At 50.9% G+C, this 23,468-nt stretch carries 18 protein-coding genes; 4 read left to right on the plus strand and 14 right to left on the minus strand.

The window, feature by feature from the left end; translation table 11 throughout:
• Positions 1 to 23: 23 nt before the first annotated feature.
• Both ACJJIY_RS08910 and ACJJIY_RS08915 read right to left on the minus strand, forming a co-directional pair.
• Positions 24 to 3,215 carry an efflux RND transporter permease subunit gene (locus ACJJIY_RS08910; protein ID WP_445359440.1) on the minus strand — a complete coding sequence of 1,064 codons (3,192 nt, stop codon included), beginning with the start codon at positions 3,213 to 3,215 and terminating at the stop codon, positions 24 to 26.
• A 99-nt stretch (positions 3,216 to 3,314) separates the two neighbouring features.
• On the minus strand, positions 3,315 to 4,457 hold the full coding sequence (locus tag ACJJIY_RS08915; protein WP_444939999.1) for an efflux RND transporter periplasmic adaptor subunit: 1,143 nt from the start codon (positions 4,455 to 4,457) through the stop codon (positions 3,315 to 3,317).
• 380 nt (positions 4,458 to 4,837) lie between these two features.
• On the opposite strand from ACJJIY_RS08915, the gene ACJJIY_RS08920 reads away from it, so the two are divergent.
• Positions 4,838 to 5,800 carry an AraC family transcriptional regulator gene (locus tag ACJJIY_RS08920; RefSeq protein WP_282934202.1) on the plus strand — a complete coding sequence of 321 codons (963 nt, stop codon included), beginning with the start codon at positions 4,838 to 4,840 and terminating at the stop codon, positions 5,798 to 5,800.
• Here ACJJIY_RS08920 and ACJJIY_RS08925 read toward each other — a convergent pair.
• The 9 genes from ACJJIY_RS08925 to ACJJIY_RS08965 form a co-directional block, all read right to left on the minus strand.
• A complete protein-coding gene (locus tag ACJJIY_RS08925; protein WP_282934201.1) occupies positions 5,797 to 6,081 on the minus strand; it encodes a hypothetical protein in 285 nt (94 codons plus the stop codon). The genes ACJJIY_RS08920 and ACJJIY_RS08925 overlap by 4 nt on opposite strands.
• 156 nt (positions 6,082 to 6,237) lie before the next feature.
• Entirely contained in the window at positions 6,238 to 8,550 is a 2,313-nt protein-coding gene (locus tag ACJJIY_RS08930) for an immune inhibitor A domain-containing protein (protein WP_445355037.1), read from the minus strand.
• 284 nt (positions 8,551 to 8,834) lie between these two features.
• Complete coding sequence (locus tag ACJJIY_RS08935) at positions 8,835 to 10,160, minus strand: sensor histidine kinase (RefSeq protein ID WP_445359441.1); 1,326 nt, start codon at positions 10,158 to 10,160, stop codon at positions 8,835 to 8,837.
• Positions 10,160 to 11,512, minus strand: coding sequence for a sigma-54-dependent transcriptional regulator (locus ACJJIY_RS08940; RefSeq protein WP_445359442.1), 1,353 nt, complete (start codon positions 11,510 to 11,512; stop codon positions 10,160 to 10,162). The genes ACJJIY_RS08935 and ACJJIY_RS08940 overlap by 1 nt, the downstream gene beginning before the upstream one ends.
• A gap of 102 nt (positions 11,513 to 11,614) precedes the next feature.
• Positions 11,615 to 12,154, minus strand: coding sequence for a nuclear transport factor 2 family protein (locus ACJJIY_RS08945; RefSeq protein ID WP_444895141.1), 540 nt, complete (start codon positions 12,152 to 12,154; stop codon positions 11,615 to 11,617).
• A gap of 137 nt (positions 12,155 to 12,291) precedes the next feature.
• The gene (locus ACJJIY_RS08950) at positions 12,292 to 13,500 is read right to left on the minus strand and encodes an ABC transporter permease (RefSeq protein WP_445359443.1); all 1,209 of its coding nucleotides are present in this window, start codon (positions 13,498 to 13,500) and stop codon (positions 12,292 to 12,294) included.
• 9 nt (positions 13,501 to 13,509) lie between these two features.
• Positions 13,510 to 14,823, minus strand: a complete 1,314-nt coding sequence (locus ACJJIY_RS08955; RefSeq protein WP_444895139.1) for an ABC transporter permease — start codon at positions 14,821 to 14,823, stop codon at positions 13,510 to 13,512.
• A gap of 12 nt (positions 14,824 to 14,835) precedes the next feature.
• The gene (locus ACJJIY_RS08960; RefSeq protein ID WP_444895138.1) at positions 14,836 to 15,537 is read right to left on the minus strand and encodes an ABC transporter ATP-binding protein; all 702 of its coding nucleotides are present in this window, start codon (positions 15,535 to 15,537) and stop codon (positions 14,836 to 14,838) included.
• Positions 15,538 to 15,619: 82 nt separating this feature from the next.
• A complete protein-coding gene (locus ACJJIY_RS08965; RefSeq protein WP_444895137.1) occupies positions 15,620 to 16,900 on the minus strand; it encodes an efflux RND transporter periplasmic adaptor subunit in 1,281 nt (426 codons plus the stop codon).
• A gap of 371 nt (positions 16,901 to 17,271) precedes the next feature.
• Here ACJJIY_RS08965 and ACJJIY_RS08970 point away from each other — a divergent pair, with 371 nt between their 5' ends.
• Both ACJJIY_RS08970 and ACJJIY_RS08975 read left to right on the plus strand, forming a co-directional pair.
• Positions 17,272 to 18,774, plus strand: a complete 1,503-nt coding sequence (locus ACJJIY_RS08970) for a SulP family inorganic anion transporter (RefSeq protein ID WP_413664447.1) — start codon at positions 17,272 to 17,274, stop codon at positions 18,772 to 18,774.
• On the plus strand, positions 18,774 to 19,676 hold the full coding sequence (locus tag ACJJIY_RS08975; RefSeq protein WP_445359444.1) for a universal stress protein: 903 nt from the start codon (positions 18,774 to 18,776) through the stop codon (positions 19,674 to 19,676). The genes ACJJIY_RS08970 and ACJJIY_RS08975 overlap by 1 nt, the downstream gene beginning before the upstream one ends.
• A gap of 19 nt (positions 19,677 to 19,695) precedes the next feature.
• Here ACJJIY_RS08975 and ACJJIY_RS08980 read toward each other — a convergent pair whose 3' ends face one another.
• The gene (locus ACJJIY_RS08980) at positions 19,696 to 21,369 is read right to left on the minus strand and encodes an aminotransferase class V-fold PLP-dependent enzyme (RefSeq protein ID WP_444895135.1); all 1,674 of its coding nucleotides are present in this window, start codon (positions 21,367 to 21,369) and stop codon (positions 19,696 to 19,698) included.
• A 177-nt stretch (positions 21,370 to 21,546) separates the two neighbouring features.
• Here ACJJIY_RS08980 and ACJJIY_RS08985 point away from each other — a divergent pair, with 177 nt between their 5' ends.
• Positions 21,547 to 22,023 carry an Lrp/AsnC family transcriptional regulator gene (locus ACJJIY_RS08985; protein WP_444895134.1) on the plus strand — a complete coding sequence of 159 codons (477 nt, stop codon included), beginning with the start codon at positions 21,547 to 21,549 and terminating at the stop codon, positions 22,021 to 22,023.
• Positions 22,024 to 22,032: 9 nt separating this feature from the next.
• Here the strand turns inward: ACJJIY_RS08985 and ACJJIY_RS08990 are convergent, their stop codons facing one another.
• On the minus strand, positions 22,033 to 22,743 hold the full coding sequence (locus ACJJIY_RS08990; RefSeq protein WP_444895133.1) for a DUF2238 domain-containing protein: 711 nt from the start codon (positions 22,741 to 22,743) through the stop codon (positions 22,033 to 22,035).
• An 86-nt stretch (positions 22,744 to 22,829) separates the two neighbouring features.
• On the minus strand, positions 22,830 to 23,402 hold the full coding sequence (locus ACJJIY_RS08995) for a tRNA-(ms[2]io[6]A)-hydroxylase (protein WP_413664452.1): 573 nt from the start codon (positions 23,400 to 23,402) through the stop codon (positions 22,830 to 22,832).
• Positions 23,403 to 23,468: the final 66 nt, after the last annotated feature.

Genomic DNA, 23,468 nt, shown 5'->3' on the forward strand with positions numbered 1-23,468 from the left:
TGGTGCGCCCGGGATAAGCGGGGTTAAGTATTAGTCGCGTGCTCTAAGGGTAAATTGCTTTCTTGACTATCTGCGTGACGGGCAGCTGATAGTTTGCCGCCGGCAATCTTGCGCAGGGCAACATAAAATACCGGAGTGAGGAACAGGCCAAACAGGGTTACACCGATCATGCCGGTAAATACGGTAATGCCCATGGCATTGCGCACCTCAGCGCCAGCGCCTCCGGCCAATACCAGTGGAACAACACCGGCAATAAAGGCGACTGAGGTCATAATGATCGGGCGCAGACGCAGGCGGCAGGCTTCCAGTGCAGCCTCGACAGTGCCTTTGCCTTCCATTTCCAGTTCGCGAGCAAATTCCACGATTAAAATGGCGTTCTTACAAGCCAGCCCCATCAGTACAACCAGCCCGACTTGAACAAATACATTGTTGTCGCCGCCAGTAGCCCAGACACCGAAAAGTGCAGCCAGCAGACACATGGGCACGATCAGGATCACCGCCAGTGGCATAACCCAGCTTTCATAGAGGGCGGCCAGCACCAGGAATACCAGTAGTACTGCGAGAGGGAAAACCACCATAGCGGCATTGCCCTGGTTGACCTGCTGGAAGCTGAGGTCGGTCCACTGGATTTGCATGCCCGGTGGCAGGGCTTGGCTAGCAACCTGCTCAACCGCTGCCAGTGCCTCGGAAGAGGACAGCATGCTGGGATCGGACTGCCCCATCAGGTCGGCTGCCGGATAGCCGTTGTAGCGGATCACCGGATCGGGTCCGTAACTCTGGCGCAGGGTCACCATGGTGCTGATGGGCACCATTTCCCCATTCATATTGCGGGTGTAGAGATTATCGAGATCCTGCACTTCATCGCGGAAGGGTGCATCAGCCTGGGCAACGACCTGGTAGGTGCGGCCGAAAAGGTTGAAGTCGTTGATATACATAGAGCCGAAGTAGAGCTGCAGGGTGCCGAACAAGTCGTCCATGCGCACACCTTGAGCCTTGGCCTGTAGTCGATCCACTTCCGCGTCCATCTGCGGCACATTGGCCTGGTAGGAGCTGAAGGGGTAGCTGAGGCCGCTGGCTTGGCTCAGGGCGCCCGCCAACATATTGGTGGCGTTTTGCAACTCACCGTAGCCGGCACCGCGACGGTCCTGAACATAGAGCGAGTAGCCGGAGCCGGCTCCCAGACCGAAGATGGGCGGCGGCATAAAGGTCATGGCAAAGCCTTCCTTGATCTGCGAGATCTTGCCATTTAGCTCCGCAGCGATTTCCTGGGCACTGCGCTCACGTTCATCGAAATCGTCGAACAGGATAAATACAGTGCCCACGTTGGGGGTGTTGGTACCTTGCAGGGCATTGAAGCCGACAAAGGCCGCGGCGTTGGCAACACCTTCGGTTTCCAGGGCCAATTCACTCACGCGGCGAGCAACTTCCTCGGTGCGATCCAGGGAGGCACCTTCTGGCAGGCGGATACTGCCCACCAGGTAAGTCTTATCCTGAACGGGAATAAAGCCGCCGGGCACCTGTTGGAACAGGGCGAAAGTACCGCCAAGCAATATCAGGTAAACACTAAATACGATACCGCGGCGCTTGAGGCTGCCACCCACGATCCGCTGGTAACGCTCGGAATTGCGCTGGAAGAAGCGGTTGAACGGGCGGAATATCCAGCCGAACAAACGCTCAATAATACGCGCGGGCATATCCGGTTTGGCGCCGTGAGGCTTCAACAGAGTTGCCGCCAGAGCCGGAGACAGAGTCAGAGAGTTGATCGCGGAGATAATAGTGGCGATGGCAATGGTGGTGGCAAACTGGCGGTAGAACTGGCCGGTGATGCCGTCCAGGAATGCCATGGGCACAAACACCGCGCAGAGCACCAGGCTGATCGCGACAATTGGACCGCTCACCTCTCGCATGGCCTGGTGGGCAGCGGCTAAAGGTGTCAGTCCCTCCTCGATATTCCGCTCGACGTTTTCCACCACCACAATGGCGTCATCCACCACAATACCGATGGCCAGCACCATAGCGAACAAGGTCAGGGTGTTGATTGAGAAGCCCAACATCAACAGCACCGCAAAGGTGCCGACAATAGATACCGGCACGGCCAACAGTGGGATCAATGAGGCGCGCCAGGTTTGCAGGAACAGGATAACTACCAGAACCACGAGCAGCACGGCTTCCAGTAGGGTCTTGATCACTGAGCTGATGGAGGTGCTAACAAAAACCGTGGGGTCGTAAGCGACTTCCCACTTGAGGCCTTCCGGGAACTGATCATCCAGTTCAGCCATTTTCTCCCGTACCGCCGCAGAAACCTCCAGTGAGTTGGAGCCGGGGGATTGGAAAATAGGGATGGCGACAGCCTGGCGGCCGTTGAGCAGGGCGCGCAGGGAGTCCTGGGAAGAGGCCAGCTCTACACGGGCCACATCTCTCAGGCGGGTGATCTCACCATTATTGCCGGTCTTGAGTACAACATCGCCAAACTCCTCTTCACTTTCCAGGCGGCCTTTGGCGTTAATGGAAATCAGGAAGTCGGAGCCGTTCGGCATGGGGGAGGCGCCGATCTGGCCGGCGGAAACCTGTACGTTCTGCTCACGCACGGCACTGACAATATCGGCAGCAGTAATGCCTACGGCGGCGGCTTTCTGCGGGTCCACCCACAAGCGCATGGCGTAGTCACCGGAACCGAATACGGCGGCAAGACCCACGCCGGGAATGCGCGATAGCTCATCGCGAATATGCAGTACGGCGTAGTTGCGAATATAGGTAGCGTCGAGGCTATCGTCCGGTGAAATCAGGTGCACCGCCATCATCAGGTTTGGCGACTGCTTCTGGGTAGTAACACCTTGCAAGCGGACATCTTCGGGCAGGCGCGGCAGGGCCTGGGACACCCGGTTTTGCACCTGTACCTGGGCTTGGTCCGGGTCGGTGCCCAACTCAAAGGTCACGTTCAAAGTCAGGGTGCCGTCACTACCAGCCACTGACTTCATGTAGATCATATTTTCCACGCCGTTAATTGCTTCTTCCAGCGGCGTGGCAACAGTTTCTGAGATTGTCTTAGGGTTAGCGCCAGGATAGCGAGCACTCACTTGCACACTGGGAGGCACAACTTCGGGATATTCGCTGACCGGCAGTGAGGGAATACTGATCAGACCGACGACGAAAATAATGATCGACAACACGGATGCAAATATCGGTCTGTCGACAAAGAAACGGGAAAAATTCATATACTGCTACTCCGAGAGCGACTCAGTCAGCCGCTCGGATTCCATTGATAGGATTAGCTGAATGTATGGGCCCACTTCGGCAAGCCCCTTGCTCTTTGTTTAATGGCCAGCGACTTGGGTCGCCTTTACCTGCTCCTGCATGGCCACCATTTCCGGTGCGACGGGCATGCCTGGGAAGAAAATCTTTTGCAGGCCATTCACCACAATTTTCTCGCCGGGCTCCAGGCCGCTGCGGATAACCACAAGGTCACCTTGGCGTTGGCCAGCGACCACGGGGCGCTTTTCGGTGACATTACTGTCGTTGACGATGTAGACATAGCGGCGGTCCTGATCGGTAAGAACCGCTTTGCTATTGATTAAAACTGCCTGTGACACCTCTTCAATCGGCATTTCCACCCGGGCAAATTGCCCCGGTCTGAAAAAGCCGTCCCTGTTGTTAACCACAGCGCGGAATTGAATAGTGCCGGTATGGCTGTTCAGGCGGTTATCAATAAAGTCCAACTCCCCACTGTGTGGATAGCCCTGCTCACCGGCGAGACCTATGCGCACAGCAGGTTTTTGCCCGCTGTTGAGTAAGTCGCGGCCCTTAGCAAAAGTCTGTTCGTCACTTTCGAAATACACGTACATTGGGTCGACAGAGACCAGCGTTGTCAGCAGGGTGCTGTCGGCATTGGCGAGATTGCCTTGAGTAACCAGGGCGCGGCTTACTCGGCCACTTATTGGTGCTTTAACTTCAGTGTATTGAAGGTCCAACTGGGCATTTTCCAGCGCTGCCTCGGCGGCGCTGAGGGCCGCTCGGGCCGAATCTCGCGAAGCGATACGCCGATCGTATTCCTCGCGGGAGATGGCTTTGCTGTTGAGTAGCTGTTTTGCCCGGCCGGCTTGCTTCTCGCTATAGGAGAGGTCGCTGCGAACCCGAGCCAGGTCTGCGCGGGCGGCGCGTTCGCGAGCTTGGTAAGGGCGGGGGTCAATGGTGAACAGGACATCGCCCTGTTTGACCAGAGTTCCCTCGGCAAATGAAACCTTGTCGATATAACCGCTAACCCGTGGGCGCAGTTCAACGGTTTCTGGGGCTGCCACACGGCCGGTAAAGCTGCGCCACAATGTCGTATTTCCTGCAGATACCTGGGCGACCTCCACGGCTGGGGGAGGCGGTTGTTGACCGCTGGGTGCGTCACTGTTGCAGCCGGCGAGTACCAGTGCGGATACGCCGAATAAAACCGTCGTTAATTTTCTTACCATTACGCGTGTACTCCCTTTGCTACGGAGGGGGAAGGGCTATTGGGTGCTTCTCCCAATAAGGGCGTAACTCTAGCGGTGGCCAAGTTGGTTGCGGTATCCGGGAACTGTTAATTGATTGCCTATTTCTACTTAAGACGTGCTTTTGGGTTGGAAGGATCACATTCTGTTGGATGTGTAAAGAACTGGATATATAACTAGTTATCGCAAAAGGTGATTAAGATATTACAGCGACTGCAGGGCTATTAATCGGTTATAGTTACCTATTACTGCACAGTGATTGCCCAATCCTGCAAAACTACACGGAAATTGCCTAAAACTCCGTATACTCTGTGCCACTTCGTGTTGAGTCGTGGAATTGTTAGCGGGCACAAGGGGAGCATATGAGCATTGAAAAAAGAGCGGAATTCAACTCTGTCGCCATGGATATGGAGTCGATACGGCAGAAGCTGATTGCCTCCCTGATGCGTCAGGCACCGGAACAGGGATTAAATGAAACGGTACTGGGTGGTCTCTCCCTGATTCGCTGTAATGAGCCGGGAGCCTGTGCGGCATCGGTGTATACACCGTCCCTGAATTTTATTATTCAAGGCCGCAAGACCTTAGAACTGGGAGACCGGGAAATTTCCTATATGCCGCTGAGCTATGTGGCAACCTCAGTGCACTTACCGATCCTGGGGCGTGTTGAAGATGCTTCCCTGGATACACCGTTCCTCGGGGTAAAGATAACGATCGACCCGCAAGAGGTGGCAGACCTGGTTATGGAGCTGGGTGATAAGGCGCCGGGTGTGGAGGCTGGCTACGACTGTCCCGAAGTCAGCTGCGGCCTGTGCCTGACCAAAATGGATTACGGTATGCTTGATGCGCTAAACCGGCTGGTTTCCTTGCTGGATAGCCCTAAAGATGTCCCGATACTGGCGCCATTAGCCCGGCGTGAGATTATCTATCGTGCCCTGATGGGGGAGATTGGCGCGCGGATGCGCAAGTTTGCCATGGTAGATAGCCAGGCGAACCGGGTATCCCGCGTGATTGAGGTGCTAAAAGACCGTTTCTCAGAACCGCTGCGTATCAGTGACTTGGCCGACCAGGCCAATATGAGTGAGTCATCCCTGTATCACAGCTTTAAGCAGATCACGCGCATGTCCCCGTTGCAGTTCCAGAAAAAGCTGCGTTTACATGAGGCACGACGCCTAATGTTGACTGAGGGACTGGAAGCGGCTTCCGCCAGCTATCGGGTTGGCTATGAGAGCCCCTCTCATTTCAGTCGTGAATACAGCCGTATGTTTGGTCTTCCGCCCCGCGCGGACGTGATTAAATTGCGCGGTGAACAGCGGGTCCCAGCTTAATTTGAAACTGGGTTGCCCTGCTTCAAAACAAATAAGCTACACCACCCTTCGGGACTGATATCGCCCTCCACAACCAGGCAGGCATTGGGGGGCTCAAATAGCTGACAGTCCACGCACTTTTTCCCATCCTTGGGAGTATCCTGGTAATTTACTTTGTCTTTTTGCGCTTTGATTTGGGCCTGAGCTGAGGGTGCTGCGATAAATGTGGCAGGAATTAAAAGTAGCGATGTTCCTGAAAGCTTAAGAAAGTGGCGACGGGAGTTGTCTAGAGGCTTTTCCATAAATGAATGCCTGAATGATGAAAATAAGTTTCTGGCATTCAGGTTAGCTGGAGAGGGGAGTTTTGCTCAAATTAAAGGCTTTGTTTTAAGCGGGAATCTTATTCTATTTGTTAAATTGGAGACGGCGCCATGTAGGCGCCGTCTGTTTTTACTTCTTTACTTGGTTACGCGTATTTTAGCTACAGATTTATCTCCGCTGCGAGATACGACCCGAACCTTTAAGCCGTAAGGTGTGATAGCGCGGCCGGCATCTGGTATTTCTTCGCTGCTATAGCTCCGGGTGTCATTAAACAATGGGTAGCGGCGGTTGTGAGTGTCACTTAAGAGTATGCCGTAGTCCTCGAGTAAATCCAGAACCATGTCGTCGGCTCTTTCGATGTTAAATGTGGCATCGTGAACCTGATAGCGGGTACTGGCAACGGAATCATCACTCCATCTCAATACATTTTGGTCGGCATCAACAACTCCGAGGAAGCCGTTTCCTGGGTGTACGCCAACCCAGTTATTATCGTAGCTGGAATCTACGTACCAAACCAAGAGGCCTTCTGTGAAAGTGAGCATCTCGCCGGCTACATTCACATGTGCCAATCCGGCATCAACGCCGCGATGCGTACGCCATTCGAGTAAGTAGTAGTGATCGTGCTCGAGATAGCCTGGGTTTCGGCTAAAGCCTGCAAGGCTAAAGTTGCCATCAGTTTCAGCATCATCGAAAAGGAATGTTGTGTCATCAATTTCGATGCTGATGTCATCGGCAAAAAGACCTGAATTCGCTACGGCGCCATCAGTAATATAGGTAAGTGAAAGGCTAATTTCTTGCCCGGCGTAAGCGCTTAGATCGAATGCAACGTCAATCCAGCCCTCGGAGCTACCAGTAATACCATTACCTGGGTTGGTGCCGTTGGGATTGGTATCTGTAGTTACTGAACCGGGAATGGAGACAAAGCCATCACCGGAATCTACCATGATCGCGGCGTAATCCCAATCCAGCTCAATGTCGTACCAAGCTTTGAAAGAGAGGCTTGCTGTTTCTGCATTGCTCAGATCAACAGATATTGTCATAGAGTTTTGCAGGTTGTTGCCGCTACCGCTGAAGTAGGCGTATTCTCCACTGCTGGGTTCGGTAACTATTTCTTGTTTTGCTGGTAGGTCAATTCGGACTGCATCGTTATTGGTCCCCTTATTAACCGCTTCATCGAGTAGCAACTCGATACCGCGGCGAGGAATTTCATCTAGTGCAATAGTTTCACCATGAAGCCAGTTCCCACCATGGTTGTGTTGCAGGTATTCCTTGGCATAGGCAGAGAAGCCGGTGGGCTCTGAACCCGGAATAATACCGGCCCAGCTACCACTGGACATAATGGACCAGGAGGAGACGGGTTCACCGCGACCGCTACCATCGGTATCGTATTCATCGGGCAAGCCCAAATCATGGCCATATTCATGGCTGACAACCCCTGCAGCGGCGTCCGCCGGCTGAATGGTGTAATCATAAGCAGCCATAGTGCCGCCCCAGTAATCTACCTCCGCAGTAGTTCCTTCTAGTGAATAGACGCTGCCAAGGTTCCAACGGTGAGACCAAATGGCGTCTTCACCCAGTTGCCCGCCACCTGCTTCTTCACCAACCGAGGAGTGGAAGATCATGATGTGGTCTACCAAACCATCTGCTTCCCAAAAATCGCCATCACCATCCAAGTCGTAACGGTCTTCAATATCAAAGTCTGACAGGTTTACTGTGGGGTCGGCAGCTGCAGCTTCCAGGGCCTCACGAATTAGGGAGCGAGCATCACCATCGGTGTTATTGCCGTAAAAAGCTGCTGGTTGGTTGGCCATATACCAACCTGCTACAGAGCCTTCAACTGAGTAGCTGTTGCCGGATTGCTGCCAGTAAAACTGTTGCATGGATAGCATGTTTTCCCCATTGGGGCCTTCAAAGCCGTTTTGGGAGAAAAGCAAGTCAGCGTAATGTTCAGCGGCGTAATCCGCGTAGTACATATCACTTTCCCCGGGCTCGATGCTGTTATGGGGAAAATCGGGGAACTCCATCAAAATAGCGAGAACCCGTGCAGTTTGGGCTTCACCGTCGTAGCTCTCTAGTTGAATGTTTCTAGGGTGGCGGCTGCCATGGTTGCGGTGAAGGGAACCTTTGCCCCTTTTAAGCCGGGGGTGATGTTTTCCACGGGCATCGCGCATCATCGTTACGGTATCGCTGGAAAGATCTTGAGCCCCATTAATGCTATGGGTGGCCCGCTCTTTTAAGTAAGCCCTTAAAGTGCGTTCAGCTTCTGCAATAGAGGCATCTTGGCTGATGCGCCCAGAGCGCTTGAGCATATCAATTAATTTGGCTTCATTGGCAATAACCAAGTCGACTTGATCACCACCCTTTTGAGATGAGTTAACGGCGTGGGCATTGACTGTCATCAGGCTCAGTGCAAGCGTGCCGACGGAGAGCAAACTGTTTATTTTTAGCATGATCCCTTCTTGTGCGTTCCGAGATAATTATAAGTTCCGAAATCAGACATAAATAAAACTTACTAAAATAGTCAGACTTCGAGTTGTGGCAGCTCAGTTTTTTTATTATTAGCTACAGAGGGATGACGTTTTAAGATGATTAGGCCGCAATAAAATTATAGAGATTTGGCATAATTTTAAACTAAAGTGTGACGTTCATTTGATCACTGAGAAATTTTCCCGTTGACGCTGTTAGAAATTATTTCCCCGTCTGGATGGCTTTTGTAGCATAACTTGTTGCACATCTAATTTTTATTGTTTTTCCATGGTAGCCAGAGGCAAATTTGTAACCCTCCACCGGGGCGGTTCAAGAGTTGTATGTGCCCATCGTGTGCATCAATGATTTCTCGGCAGAGCGCTAAGCCCAGGCCGACACCTTGCTCTTTAGTTGAGAAAAAGGGGAGCAAAGCCTGCTCAAGCACTTTCTCACTCATGCCACAGCCACGATCGGAGAGTACTAACTTTTGCCCAAGGATATCGGTGCTGACTTCAAGCTCAATATCCTCACTATCACTACCAGCTTCTCGTGAATTTTTAATCAAATTTAAGAGGGCCTGTTCAATTTGAATGGGGTCAAAATAACCGGGTTCATCCGGTAAGGCACCCTTAATTGAGAAGGCCTGAATTGGCATTATACGATCGACTAGATCTTGCCAAGTTATGGCCTCGCAGCTAGGGGGAGGGAGTTTTGCAAAAGAGGCATATCCTTGGGTGAACTCTGTTAGATGCTTACAGCGATCTGCAATAATATCGAATACTTTTTCCAGAGCTTTCTCTTTGCCGGGCTTTGTTACCAGCATTTTTCCTGAGTGGGCGAGAGACGAGATCGGGGCAAGGGAGTTGTTCAGTTCATGGCTTATCAGGCGAATAACTTTTTTCCAAACTTCTACCTCTGCACGGGTTAGTTCGCGGGTCATTTCCCGCAAGACGATTAAGCGATGCTTTTGGGTATTCAATATAAATGTATTGTTCCCGATATGCATGGAGTGCGGTCCATTACTATCAGTGTAATTAAATAGTCCATTTTTCCAGCTATTAATGGCGCTAGCTATTTCTTTAGGGCTTTTGGGTAGGAGGTTTTGTAACATTAACCCTTGTATAGGTTTACCATTATTGAGTAGTTGTTTGGCACTACTGTTTGAGTAAATAATACGATCGCTTTGATCGACCAGTAAAAGAGCTTGGGGAGATGTCTGGATAACGGTGTCTAAAAGGAGTTCCCGTTGATAAATATGAGCGCGCTCTTTACGTAAGTGTTCGCCAATTTCATTATAAAGCAGTGTTATTTTTCTGAGCTCGCTATCCTTTGGATGTACAAGGGAAATTGAGAAGTCGCCGTCACGAAAATTTAGCAGGCCATTTTGTAGTGATTTTAGGGTGCTAGTTAGGGGGGTAATTATAAGGCGAACCAGTATAATTAATAACGGCAATGAAATGATAAGCCCCACTGCCCAGGATAGCGAGGGGTTAAAGCCAGCCCGAGTGCCGAGCCAGGATATGGAAATACCAGCGACTAAGGGAATGGCCGCTGTTGTTATAAGGCGGCCTTCAAGTGAAAAATATTTCGACATCAATAGGGTATACCGTGTTTTTCCAGGCGGCGGTATAGCGCTTGGCGGCTCATACCGAGTTCTCGTGCAGCCTGGGCAATAATGCCATTGCAGTTGGATAGTGTCTCTTGTAGCAACTCGCGGCTGGGCTCAAAACTCACTTCCACTTTATCGGTTGTCATTTGTTCAGGAAGTGCCAGGACGGCTTCGTCGATAGTATCCTTCTGACTTAGGACGGCCGCTCGCTGCATAACATTTTGCAGCTCCCGTACATTACCGGGCCAATGATAGCGAGTAAGGGCATTTAATGCTTGAGGAGATAGTTTTTTGGAGTTGCCATTTTCTGCGAGGAAGCTTATTGCAAGGGGGGCGATGTCCTCAGGGCGCTCATGCAGTGGAGGAAGGCGCAGCTCTAAAACATTGAGTCGATAAAATAAATCCTGGCGAAACTTGCCTTCCTCGATAGCCTTGTGGAGATCCCTATTGGTAGCACTGATTACCCGAACTTTGGTTTTGCGGGTTTGGCTGCTGCCTAAACGCTGGAATTCCCCGGTTTGGAGTACGCGCAGTAGTTTCACCTGGCCACTGGGTGACAGCTCGCCAATCTCATCGAGAAATAGGGTGCCGCCATTGGCAGCTTCAAACCTGCCTTCCCGTGCCCGATTGCCGGCGCCGGTGTAGGCTCCAGGTTCGGCTCCGAACAGCTCTGCTTCCATCAGATCTTCTGGCAGTGCACCTACGTTAACTTTAATAAAAGGCCCTTCTCTAGATGAAGAGTTCGCCTGGACAATCTCAGCAATCTTTTCTTTGCCTGCCCCATTTGGCCCTGTGATCAGGATGGGAACTTCAGATTTCGCTACTTGAGTGGCCATCTCCAACAGCTTTTGCATTTTATCGCTGCGGTAAATTATGTCTTGTAGTAAAAAGTCCTCCCGTAATTGACTGCGAGCATTCAAAGCTTGTTGCTGGGATGCCTGCTGGCGCTTTTGTAATTCTCCCAACTCCAATAAATTGTTAATTGTGGATATTAGCTTATTATCATCCCAGGGCTTACCCAGGTAATCAGCAGCACCAGCTCTGACTAACTCAACGGCCATTTCCAGTTGAGTCCAAGCGGTCAGCAGGATAATCGGAAGGTCCGGATTTATTTCCCGAATCGCGAAGAACAGTTCTTTGCCTTCTTCTCCAGAAGTTGTGTCAGCGGTGAAATTCATATCCTGGATAACCAGGTTGATATCGCTATTCTCTCGTAGTAGCTGTAAGCCGGCTTGAGGAGTAATCGCACAAAGTGGCTGCAAGTCATGCAGAGACAACAGGATCTCCAGGGCAGAAACGATACTGCTGTTGTCGTCAATAATAAGTACTTTGTCCATAGTTTCTAAGACACGCTATTAAGGCGCCTATTATGCAATGTGTTGATGGCGAAGGGGAGTGCTTGTGGCAGGTTTTCCCTGCCACAAATAGATTAGGGATAGTTAGTGGGCGATATGTTGCTCAGCAGGTTTATGGTCGAAGCTGAGTACCCTCGCGAGCTGCCACTTTCCGTCTACCTGTTTCCAGAGATGAGTAAACTGTGAACTTTCCCGTAAGATCTCAGATTTGTCGTCATTGATGCCATAAAATCGATGGGTGCCTGACTGAATAGCACCGTAATGGTTAACAGGGTAGATTTTAGTGCTCTCGATTACCAGTTCACGACGTGCACGAATACCATTTCCATTCTCACGCTGTTTACACATATTGGTAATGGCATTGACAAACTCCTCTCCAGACTTTGCTGTTTGACCCCACTTGTCATGGTACATTTCAAAGTCATCGGTAACCAAGTTTTGTGCTTCTCTTAGATCACAATTATTGAATAATGCATCAAATAAACGTTGGTCGGCTCTAGTAATTTGTTGTACTAGTTCTTCAGTTACTAGTGGGCCAGCAATAACCGGATGTTTTTCAGCTTGTGAGTTTGGGCTAATGAAGGTTAGCCCCACAAAAAATAAAGAAGATATTTTTTTTAACAAGATCAATGTCCTTATTGTTTATTTTCTGTAGTCTGGGCATGTCCGCCGGATGTGACAAATAAACCATGCGAAGTGAATAAAAAATTTTGACCTTTATTTGGGGGTGAGTATGTAGTTCACCCCCTCAAGGTTGTTGTTTAAATACTTCGAGTGGCTGTTGCCGGTGATATATTCGCTGCTCGCAAAGCTGGGGCAAGTGCAGCAGCAAGGCTGACCAAAAGGACAAGTAGTGCACAAACAACTAGGGGAACAATCGTTAAAGCAGGCTGTGAGTAATCGCGAACCATATATTGATTGGCAATCAGTGCCGCTGCACTTCCCACTGCGATACCCAGACTCGCTATCATTCCATTCTCAATAAGGAAATATCGGCTGATATTAGTACGGGTGGCCCCTAATGCACGCCTAACACCAATTTGCTTGGCCCTTTGATTAATCCAGAAAATGGTTAGACCTACAATGCCAAGAGCTACAATAAAGCTCAACATGGCTGCAACAATAGAAAGTACTTTAACCATCATATTGTCGATAGCATAGCTGCGCTTGACATACTTAGAGAGTGGTTCAACAGAGATTACTCGCTGAGGGTCCCGTTCAGACAGCTTGTCAGCTAACACCTTCATTACCTCATCGCGTTTGCCCGGCTCTGTACGTACTATATATTTTGCATAACGCCTATTTTTTATTTCTGGGTAAAACATCACATTGCCAGCTTTGGACCATCCAACCCAGGCTCCCAAGTGCCGTTCTACAACTCCGACTATTTCCATCGGTTCAGAGCTACCACCGGAGAAAATTGGCCGCCCTATAGGATCCTGATTGGGGTAGAACTTGTCAGCAAGTTGCTGGGTGATAATGACAACAGGTTTTTTTGTAGCCTCGTGAGAGTTGCTGGCCTGCATATCTGCCTCGGTAAAGTTGCGACCTGCGACTAACTCTAAATTTAGGGTGTTAATAAAGTGTGGATCAACCTGATAGTAGTTGGCTCCCTCACCGCCGATCTCCTGATTGGCTTTATTGTGATATACCGAAGACGATCCTGATTGCGATAGAGGGATTTGTTGAGTGATCGAAGCATCGAGAACATTTGGAAGTTGGCGGAGAATCCCCAAATCGGCTCTTACCGCCCCAATTGTGTCGTAGTCTTTTGGTATTGCCATGAACCCAATAGTAATAATGTTGTCGACATCGATTCCTGTGGGCCGGTTTATCTTTTCTACTCTATCTTGGATTATTATTGCTGTGTTGCTGATAATTGCCAGGGTTAAGCCAAGCTGAAGGGCAATCAGCAGTGCAGAAACTTTGTTGCGCCAGAGGGCGGACAGCATCGGTTTTAATTCAAGCATGGTCAGGCCTTACTGGGTTTTCAGGTAGATAGAAGGGTTGGTTTGACTGATCTTCAATGCTGGATAGAAACCTGCCAATAGGCTTGCGACAATAGCCAGGCCAATAGCCGCAACCATCATGACCCAATCCATAGTTGGGAGTGTGTCGATTTGGCCCATGGCCAGGTAGCGAATGCCGCTAAGGCCGAGTATGGCGAGAAAGATGCCCGCTACTCCTCCGATAATTCCTATGGTTGCGCTTTCAATCAAGTGCTGGGTGAAAATCGCACTTCTACTTGCTCCAAGAGCGCGACGTACACCTGCTTCTGGTGCCTTGCGTAGAAATTTCGCCAACAACAATGCGACGGCATTGATAATACATACCAGGAGAAACGCCAGAGAAACCCACCCAAGAATACGGTTGTCATCACTGAGTACCTCATTGAGAACCAACCATTCAGATGGTTTACTCAAGGCAAATTTTAGTGGTCGCTCGAAACGCCCTTGAGCTTTCTCTTGCTGTATATAAGCGCGAAGAAAATTTTCGTACTGCGCTTTTTGCTCGCTAGTTGTAAGTTCAACCCAGTATTGAACCCAGAGATATTCACTCTGTAGAAACTCTTCATATCCCTGCGGATCGGCATTGTCCCAGCCATTGGTGTTGCCCCAGCTGTGAATTTCCAACTTGCGGTGTAAGCCAAAGGGTATGAATAACTCTTCTACTGTATCAAACGGGCTGTTGTTGACATCATATACCTTTGGTGAGGGCTCCCAAGTGTCGATAACCCCCACTACCGTATAGGGTTCGTCGTTGAGTTTTATTGTCTTTCCAACGCTATTTTGACCAGAGAATAGCTTGTCATTTGTCGGCTTGGAAAGCACAACTACTTGAGTAGGAGAGCTATCAGCAGACTCCTCCCAGGTGCCGCCATAAATAAAGGGCACATCGAACAAAGCGAAAAAGTCCCGGGTAGTTACCCGGGTATGTGATTCAAAAGGTCTAATAGCAGAGTTTTCAATCTCAACGGTAAAACCGTAGCGATGCATGGCAACTTGACGGGTGGGAATATCTGAGCGCAATAACGCTTCGGCGTCCCGATAGGTCAGCTGCCAGGGTATTTCATTCTTACTTTTGTAAGCTTTATTAACATCCCAACTGTCTAGCTGTACAGCAAAGAGAACGTCGTCTTTGTGCTTTAAAGCATTCTGGGACATGGTGTAGTTCAGGGTCAGCACCGTCATAGAGGCGCCGACACCGACTGCAATAGCGGCAACCATTAAGCTGCTTAAAATCGGGGTTCCGCGCAAACTTCGTAGGGCCAGGGAAATATAGTATCCAAACATGGTGCAGTCTCCTTAAGCAGTAACGGCAGCAGGATGCTCGGGGACCGCACGTAAATCGCAAACCTGTCCATCTACGATCTGGATGTTGCGGTGGGCACGGCGTGCAAGTTCTGGATCGTGGGTAACCATTACGATGGTGGTTCCCCACTCGTTAATAAACTCCAGTAGCTCCATTACCTGGCGGGCCATTAAGGAGTCGAGGTTACCGGTGGGCTCATCCGCAAGCAGAAAACGGGGTTCGCCAGCTAAAGCGCGGGCGATAGCGATACGTTGCTGCTGTCCACCGGAGAGCTGTGCCGGCAGGTGTTTAGCGCGTGCAGAAAGGCCTACCTGCTCGAGCACTTTTTCAATACGCTTGCGACGTTCTTTTGCATTGAAACCACGATAGCGCAGGGGAACGTCGATATTGTCGAATAAGGTTAGGTCGGGAATCAGGTTAAACCCCTGGAAAATAAAGCCTATTTTTTCGTTGCGCAGATGTGAGCGCTGGCGGTCATTGAGATTACTGACATTCTCACCGTCGAGCAGGTACTCTCCACTGGTGGGCGTTTCCAGTAGGCCGGCGATGTTGAGAAAGGTGGTTTTACCGGAGCCACTGGGGCCGGTTACAGAAACAAACTCACCCTCTTTAACCTCGAGACTGAAATCGCGCAGCGCATGAGTTTCGATAGTATCGGTACGGAAACTTTTACGGATATTGTTCATTTTCAACATTGCGATATTCCCTTTTTCTTAAACTTTAAATTATTGATTGATTTACTAAGGAGCTATATCGAGCTCCAATTTGAACTCGGGGTTAATCTGTCAGCGCAATTAGCTGGGCATTTTCGAGTTCCTCGGAAGAGGAGATAATGATTCTGTCTCCCTCTTGTAGGCCCGAGATAATCTCTACCTGTTTTAAGCCAAAGGCGCCTATCTGGATGGAAACTCGCTCCGCCTGTTGTTCGCTGTTCAAACGAAAGGCATGGTTGCCACCGCTTTGATCGAGGAAGCCACCGCGTTTGACCAACAGTACGTTATTGCGGTTTTCCAGCAGTATGCGGGCGGTGAGGCGGAGATTTTGTCGAAGCTTTTTCGGCTGGCCCTCAGTGAAACGAACCCGTGCAACCACCTGACCGTTGATGACTTCGGGGGAGATTGCGGTAATTTCCCCGGATAATTCTTTTCCACCGAGATTGATTGCCACGGCCATGCTGATGCCCAGGTCGTCGGCATAGTTTTCCGGCACCTTGGCCTCGAGTTCAAAGCTGGTGAGATCGACAACTGTAATAAGTGGCGCATTAGCGCCTACGGCGCTGCGCTGCGCCACAGCTAAGCTACCGACGGTGCCGTTGACCGGTGAGATAATGTTCAGCTCGCGTACACGGCGCTCAGTTTCTTCTACCTGAAGGCGTTGTTGTGAGACCTGGAGTTCCAGGTTCTGGGTTTCAAAGGTCAGTGATTCTTTTTCCAGTCCCGCATTTTGTACGGCTTGTTCGTACTCCAGCTGGGCTCGGGCCATATCGTCTTTGGTTTTTTCAAAATCCAGCCGCGAGATAATTTGCTTTTCCATAGACAGCTCTGCACGTCTCAACTCTCGCTTGGCAGCGGTGAGGTTGACTTTGGCCAGGTCGGCCTTTTGCTGGTTTTCCATATGCTGGCGTTTGGCCTGGATTTTTTGGCGCTGCAGGTTCACCGTCAACTGGTTGAGTTGGGCGTTTTCCTGGGCCAGTTGATTGGATAGTTCCGGGCTGTCGACGGTGGCCAGCAATTGCCCTTCGTCAACGGTATCCCCAGCTTTCACCGCAAACTTCACAATGCCCTGGGCAGGGCTGAAAAGCGTGGGGCTGTTTGCAGCGACCACCTGGCCCTGAACCACCAGGTCCCGCACCAGGTCTCCTCGCTGGACCTGGGCGATATTGACTTGAGACAGTGAGAGGGTGCTGTCGACAGAGCTATTGCTGTGCCAGGAATTGATACCCCAGATCAGGAATGCCACTGTCAAACTGGCAAATACCGAGGCTTTGACGACCTTTTTGTTCTTCCAAACCGGCACGGCTTCTATCTTGGTATCTTGCCTGGAAGTATCTCTAATCATTGCGGCTTTCCGTTTCTCTTACTGTTTGCCTGTCATTGCTATTTGGATGCAGGCTTTTGGAAATTTGGATTCAGAGTTAAGAATCTGCTTGTTAGGAGGGGTATCGCAATAAGCATGCCAACAGTTAATTTTTATTTAACTTGTTGAAATAAAAGGAATTTTTTGAAACTTTGTAGTTTTTGGTTTTCTTGATGGTGTCCGCAAAAAGTGTCCGGTGTCCGCCTTGTCCACGGTCGGACGGCAGTGGACAGTTCTGATATTTGTCAGAGGAAAAGTGGTGAGAGGGAGGCTACGCCATGCGGGGTTGCTGCCGTTTATGGTAGAGTGCGCGGCCTTTTTTTGATCAATCTCAATTTAATTAGCTGTCTCCTATGTTTCCTTCGCTGCTCTCATCGACCAAAGCCGACTGGTTCGGCAACATACGTCGGGATGTTCTCGCCGGCCTGGTAGTGGCCCTGGCTTTGATACCCGAAGCCATCGCTTTCTCGATTATCGCGGGCGTTGACCCCAGAGTCGGCCTCTACGCCTCTTTCTGTATCGCTGTTGTGATTGCATTTGTCGGCGGTCGCCCGGGAATGATCTCCGCTGCCACCGGGGCCATGGCTCTGCTGATGGTGACCCTGGTGAAAGAACACGGGTTGCAATATCTGCTTGCGGCAACCTTATTGACGGGGGTACTGCAGATTATTGCGGGTTACCTGAAGCTGGGGAGCTTAATGAGTTTTGTCTCCCGGGCTGTGGTGACAGGGTTCGTCAATGCCCTGGCAATATTGATATTCCTGGCGCAAATGCCGGAATTGATCGGCGGTACCTGGGAAGTCTATGCAATGACTGCGGCGGGTCTGGGGATTATTTACCTGTTCCCTTATATCCCCGTGATTGGCAAGGCCGTGCCATCACCGCTGGTGTGTATTCTGCTCCTCACCGCAGTGGCAGTGACGATGGGATTGGATATTCGCACTGTCGGCGATATGGGTGAGCTGCCGGATACTCTGCCTGTGTTCCTCTGGCCAGAAGTTCCGCTTAACTTTGAAACCTTACAGATTATCTTTCCCTACTCCGCAGGTCTGGCCGTTGTGGGCTTGCTGGAATCCCTGATGACGGCGACGATTGTCGACGACCTGACGGATACTACCAGTGACAAGAACCGTGAGTGTAAAGGTCAGGGTATTGCCAATATTGCTGCGGGTACCCTGGGTGGTATGGCTGGCTGTGCCATGATCGGCCAGTCTGTTATTAATGTGAAATCCGGTGGCCGCGGCCGTCTTTCCACTCTGGTGGCCGGTATCGGCCTGCTGACACTGGTAGTGTTTATCAGTGACTGGGTTGCTGTGATCCCCATGGCGGCGCTGGTGGCAGTCATGATTATGGTCTCTATCGGCACCTTTGACTGGGGCTCCATCCGCAACCTGAAGCACTACCCACTCTCTACAAATTTGGTCATGCTGGCCACTGTGGTTGTGGTAGTGTGGACTCACAACCTGGCCTATGGTGTATTTGTCGGTGTACTGTTGGCATCGCTGTTCTTTGCCAACAAAGTCAGTCACTTTATGTATGTGAGCAGCTCCCTGGATGAAAAGCAGAGTCGCCGTACTTACAAGGTCATTGGGCAGGTATTTTTCAATTCAGCCGATAAGTTTACCGCGTCATTTGATTTCAAAGAGGTGGTGGATACGGTGGTGATCGACCTCAACCGCGCGCACTTCTGGGATGTTTCCGGGGTTAATGCGCTAGATAAGGTGGTGCTTAAGTTCCGCCGCGAGGGAGCACAAGTTGAACTGGTAGGACTGAATGAAGCCAGTGAAACGATCGTCGACCGTTTTGGCGTACACGATAAGCCCGAGGAAATTGAGCGGGTTCTTGGAGGACATTGATGGCCGTAAGCAACAGCGAAAATAACAATGAGAACACAGGTAATGGCGGCAAGGCGCCATTGATACTCTCCTGTATCGATGGCTCTCATTACACTGGAGCGGTGTGTGATTACTCGGCCTGGCTGGCCAGGAGCCTGCAAGCACCGTTAAAGCTGTTGCACAACATCGAAAGAAGCAGTGTCCCTGCGGTAACCGATTTTACCGGCAGCATTGGCCTGGGAAGTCAGGAGGAGTTACTGGAAGAGTTAACTGCGCTGGAGCAGCAGCGGGCGCAGTTAATGGTGCAGCAGGGCAAACTGATGCTACAGGCCGCCCGCAGCCGTGCCGAAGACGCCGGTGTGCAAAATATCAAAGCCTGCCAGCGTCACGACAGCCTGACAGAATCAGTGGTGGAAATGGAAGATTCCATTCGCGCGCTGGTATTGGGAATTCGCGGTGAAGAGCACGGGGATTCTGAGCGTGGACTTGGCTCTCACCTGGAGACAGTGGTGCGCTCACTGCACAAGCCGATTCTGGTGGTCAATCGGGACTTCACAGAGCCCAGCAGGGTGATGCTTGCCTACGATGGCAGTGAGGCCTCGTGCAAGGCATTGGCGATGGTTGCAGAGAGCCCATTATTTCGCGAACTCTCCTGTCACCTTGTCTATGTAGGGCCCGCTGAAACTGCGGAGAATTTGTTGGCTGAAGCCTCGGCCAAACTGGATTCTGCAGGGCTCACTTGCACTGCCAGTAATCTCACCGGCAATACCGTTGAAGCTTTGGTGGCCTATCAAACCGAGCACCAGATTGACCTAACCGTGATGGGAGCTTTCAGTCACAACCGCCTGCACGACCTTCTGATGGGAAGCATCACTGTAAAAATGTTGTTGAAAGCCCGCCAGCCTCTGTTGCTGTTGCGGTAGAAGCCCCTTCGCTTCCCACTTAAAGTGCCAGTGCCGCTTCCCGGGGGCTGGCAAACCAGCGTAGGGGTTCTGCCTCATCGGGTAGTCTTAAATCGTAGAAATGGGCTTCGCGACCAACTTTGCGAAGCTCTTTTTCTCCCATCATTAAATAGCTCTTAAGATCTAAGTTGTAACGGTTTTCCTGCTCTTGTTGCGTGTCTTTATCAGTAAATGTCAGCTGAGAAATATCAAGCGATGTCCTCATTCTCTTATCCTGATATCTCCATACGCCGGTGAGTGGGTCAAAACGGTAAAACGGCAACAATCTCCAGCCGTAGTTGGCGACCAGGGCCACTGCCTCCAATAAGTATTCGAAGACCTCCTCGCTGATAAAATAGTTAAAGTTGAGTCTTATCCAACCGGGTCTCAGTACCTTCTGACCTTGCAGGATTTGTTCTTCCAGGGATTTACTGTGGGCCATATCGATGCCCAATAAAGCGTGTCCATAGGGACCGGCACAGGAGCAGCCTCCGCGAACCTGAATACCAAACAGGTCATTGAGCAATGCCACCACAAAACCGTAGTGAAGGTCCTTATTGTTCCATTTAATTCGCAGGGAGATGATGGATAGTCGTGCGGAGTCAGTATTGCCGAGTATCTCAATGGCCTCCTCCTCCGACCAGCGTTGCAGTGCCCGCTGTAAAAATTGGGTTTCGCGTCGACCAATCTCTTTTGCGCCCACCGTCTGTTGAAGTTTGAAAACCATACCGGCCCTGATCGACTCGATAATGGCTGGAGTGCCGCCCTCTTCACTGCGCTCGGCGTCTTCCAGATAGCGGTGATCTTCCGGTGTGACATAAAGGACGGTACCGCCTCCCGGTGTAGCAGGTACCGAGTTTTTCAGCAGGTCTTCGTGTACAACCAGAATACCTGGAGTGCCAGGTCCTCCGATGAATTTGTGCGGGGAGATAAACACGGCATCCTTTTGGTAGTGGCTATCCGGCGTTGCTGGCCCTTGCATATTAATTTGCACATAGGGTGCTGCGGCGGCGTAGTCCCAAAATGATAAAGCTCCGTGTTTTTTAAGGAGTGCAGTCACGGCCTCTACATCTGTTTTGATTCCGGTTACGTTAGAGGCCGCAGAAAAACTGCCGATTTTAAATGGTCTATGGGCATGGGCGCGCAGTTCTGATTCCAGTACTTCAAGGTCAAGTTTGCCTCTTTTATCCAGTGGAATAGCGATTAAATCGGCAATGCTCTCTCGCCAGGGGAGTTCATTGGAATGGTGCTCGTATGGGCCGATAAAAATAACCGGGCGATCATGTTCGGGAATTCTACTTAAGAGTTGGTGTTGCCTATCCAGGTCTGCGGGCAGGCGCAAGTTGAGAATATCGATCAATTTGTTGATCGCGGCTGTTGCACCAGAACCACAAAAAATCACTTTATGGTTATCGCTGGCGTTGACTGCCTGACGAATTTCTTCACGGGCCTGCTCCCGTAGCGCGGTGGTATGGGCACCGGTATAGGAACTCTCGCTGTGGGTATTGGCATAGAAGGGCAGTACCTGCTGGCGGATAGTCTCTTCGATAAATGTCAGCGCACGACCGGAAGCTGTGTAGTCGGCGTACACCAGAGGACGTTTTCCAAACGGCGTTACGATTGCTTGCAATTCGCCGATTACCGAGTCGCGGATGTGCTTTATCAGGTCTGTCATGATTTCCTTTCCCCTGTTTTGTGGGGCTCACTTTAGTCCCGAATGCTTGAAACAATGTCTCTACTTGTATCTTTTATTGTGTAATTTATGAATGACTGTGCCGATAATAAGATTTAAATCGTAAAACTGTGCCATAAAGCGTCATTTTGTGTGATTGGGCGAGGCGGGGACTGAGTGATGACTGAAGGATTAAGCAAACTGGATAGGGCAGTACTCGAGCTGTTGCAGGCTGATGCGACCCTGTCAGTGGGGGATATTGCCGAGCGGGTTGGGATGTCCAAGTCGGCATGTTGGCGCCGCATTCACCGTCTTGAGGATGAGGGGGTGATTTGCGACAGGGTTACCCTCCTTGATCAGCAAAAACTGAACTTGCCGCTGACGGTCTATATTTCAATTCGTACCAACCAGCACAATGATCAGTGGGCCGCCCGTTTTAGTGAATTGACACAGGGGGTGGCTGAAATTCTTGAGGTCCATCGTATGAGTGGAGATTTGGACTATCTGATCAAAGCGGTAGTCACCGATATGCCTGGCTACGATCGTCTCTACAAGGAGCTGATCAAGGCCGACCTGTTTGATGTCAGCTCCAGTTTTGTAATGGAGACGATGAAGCAGACAACCCGTTTACCGCTAAATCATGCATTGTCGAAATAGGGGTGGATTCTAGCCGCGTCGATTACTCCACCAGTGGCGCAATCGGGTTTCTCCCAGGGCGCTGTCACCCGGGGGGGGCTTAAGGCTGTTGCGAATCTCACTCCAGGCGTTGGAGTTCAACCACAGGTTCAGGGCGAGTACCACCAGCATGGTGGTGATAGAGCCGAGCCCCGCTAGCAGCATATCTTTCTGCGCATCCCAGATGTCTCCCTGAGAGCCGAGGAAGGCTGCGCCCAATTCTGGAGAGACAGCTTTCGCCGCTTGCCACTCGATGATTTCGTAGATTGATGAGAGCGCAAAAGTCACGTCTACCGGGAAGAAATAGGCCCAGAATCCACGCAGTTGAGCCAGGCGCACAAGAATCTCTCGCACCGGATAGGCCAGGAGAAGGCCAAAGCTGAAATGCACCAGGCGGTCGTACATATTGCGATCGGAGCCCAGCCATTCCTGTAAGGTGTAGCCAAAAGGCGTTTCGGCATAGGTGTAGTGAGAGCCGATCACATGAAGGCACATGAAGATGGTGATCAATGTATAGGAGATATTCGATGAGGGAAAACTCCGTGCACTGATCAAAATGATCGGTAGAGCGGCAAATACCAGATAGTTCTCAAGCAACCAGTCATCGGGGTGCAGGGGGTTCCAGGCAGACCAGGCCCAGGTAATGGCAAATGTGGTCAATAAGAACAGGCGGAACCAGTGTTGGCGAAGGAAAGTCTGCATATGTTTGGCGCCTCTACGTCGGGCTAGAGATTGGCGCCAGGATACACCATTGGAGGGGAATAGGAATTGCGTTGAATTACGGTCCGCTAATGCAATGCCGCGCGGTGTGGGAGTGCGGCAGTAATCGCGGCTTCCTCGTCGAGTAATTCAGATAGCCTCGCTTCCACTTTTTCGCGGGGAAAGTACTCCAGGGCGAGTTCGACAAATAGTTCGTGGTGGCGAGCCTCGCTATCGGTGATGACCTGGTAGAAGGTTTTCAGGGGGCCAGCTGGCAGTGCCTCAGCCACCAGCCCAAAGCGCTCGCACCCCCGCGCTTCGATGATCGCTGCGGTGAGCAGGCGGTCCATCAAGTATTCATCTGGCCCCCGGCGAATCAGTTGGCGCAGGGCGTTGATATACGGATCTTTCTCATCCGGTGCCTGGTAGATCCCTCGATCATGCATAATCTTAATAACCTGGCGGAAGTGGTTCATTTCTTCCAGTGCCAGGTTGATCATGGCTTCCACTAAAACGGGCTTGTCGGGATAGTGGGAGAACATGGATACCGCCATGCCGGAGGCCTTTTTCTCTGCGGCAGCATGGTCCTGCAGGAATCGATCAAAGTCGGCGAGCACCACTTGAGCCCAGGGTTTGGGGGTGTGAAATCGCAGTTCAAACATAGTCGATGGCGGTTAGTGCAAAGCGTCAGTATACCGCCACCGTTTCACTGCTCTAGAGCGTTATTG

The sequence above is a fragment of the Microbulbifer maximicatervae (SeqCode) genome (assembly GCF_052468155.1).

Excerpts from the sequence above, each read along its gene's own strand:
- ACJJIY_RS08910 (WP_445359440.1), bottom strand. The coding sequence starts at position 3,215 with ATGAATTTTTCCCGTTTCTTTGTCGACAGACCGATATTTGCATCCGTG.
- ACJJIY_RS08915 (WP_444939999.1), bottom strand. The coding sequence starts at position 4,457 with ATGGTAAGAAAATTAACGACGGTTTTATTCGGCGTATCCGCACTGGTA.
- ACJJIY_RS08920 (WP_282934202.1), top strand. The coding sequence starts at position 4,838 with ATGAGCATTGAAAAAAGAGCGGAATTCAACTCTGTCGCCATGGATATG.
- ACJJIY_RS08925 (WP_282934201.1), bottom strand. The coding sequence starts at position 6,081 with ATGGAAAAGCCTCTAGACAACTCCCGTCGCCACTTTCTTAAGCTTTCA.
- ACJJIY_RS08930 (WP_445355037.1), bottom strand. The coding sequence starts at position 8,550 with ATGCTAAAAATAAACAGTTTGCTCTCCGTCGGCACGCTTGCACTGAGC.
- ACJJIY_RS08935 (WP_445359441.1), bottom strand. The coding sequence starts at position 10,160 with ATGTCGAAATATTTTTCACTTGAAGGCCGCCTTATAACAACAGCGGCC.
- ACJJIY_RS08940 (WP_445359442.1), bottom strand. The coding sequence starts at position 11,512 with ATGGACAAAGTACTTATTATTGACGACAACAGCAGTATCGTTTCTGCC.
- ACJJIY_RS08950 (WP_445359443.1), bottom strand. The coding sequence starts at position 13,500 with ATGCTTGAATTAAAACCGATGCTGTCCGCCCTCTGGCGCAACAAAGTT.
- ACJJIY_RS08955 (WP_444895139.1), bottom strand. The coding sequence starts at position 14,823 with ATGTTTGGATACTATATTTCCCTGGCCCTACGAAGTTTGCGCGGAACC.
- ACJJIY_RS08960 (WP_444895138.1), bottom strand. The coding sequence starts at position 15,537 with ATGTTGAAAATGAACAATATCCGTAAAAGTTTCCGTACCGATACTATC.
- ACJJIY_RS08965 (WP_444895137.1), bottom strand. The coding sequence starts at position 16,900 with ATGATTAGAGATACTTCCAGGCAAGATACCAAGATAGAAGCCGTGCCG.
- ACJJIY_RS08970 (WP_413664447.1), top strand. The coding sequence starts at position 17,272 with ATGTTTCCTTCGCTGCTCTCATCGACCAAAGCCGACTGGTTCGGCAAC.
- ACJJIY_RS08975 (WP_445359444.1), top strand. The coding sequence starts at position 18,774 with ATGGCCGTAAGCAACAGCGAAAATAACAATGAGAACACAGGTAATGGC.
- ACJJIY_RS08980 (WP_444895135.1), bottom strand. The coding sequence starts at position 21,369 with ATGACAGACCTGATAAAGCACATCCGCGACTCGGTAATCGGCGAATTG.
- ACJJIY_RS08985 (WP_444895134.1), top strand. The coding sequence starts at position 21,547 with ATGACTGAAGGATTAAGCAAACTGGATAGGGCAGTACTCGAGCTGTTG.
- ACJJIY_RS08990 (WP_444895133.1), bottom strand. The coding sequence starts at position 22,743 with ATGCAGACTTTCCTTCGCCAACACTGGTTCCGCCTGTTCTTATTGACC.
- ACJJIY_RS08995 (WP_413664452.1), bottom strand. The coding sequence starts at position 23,402 with ATGTTTGAACTGCGATTTCACACCCCCAAACCCTGGGCTCAAGTGGTG.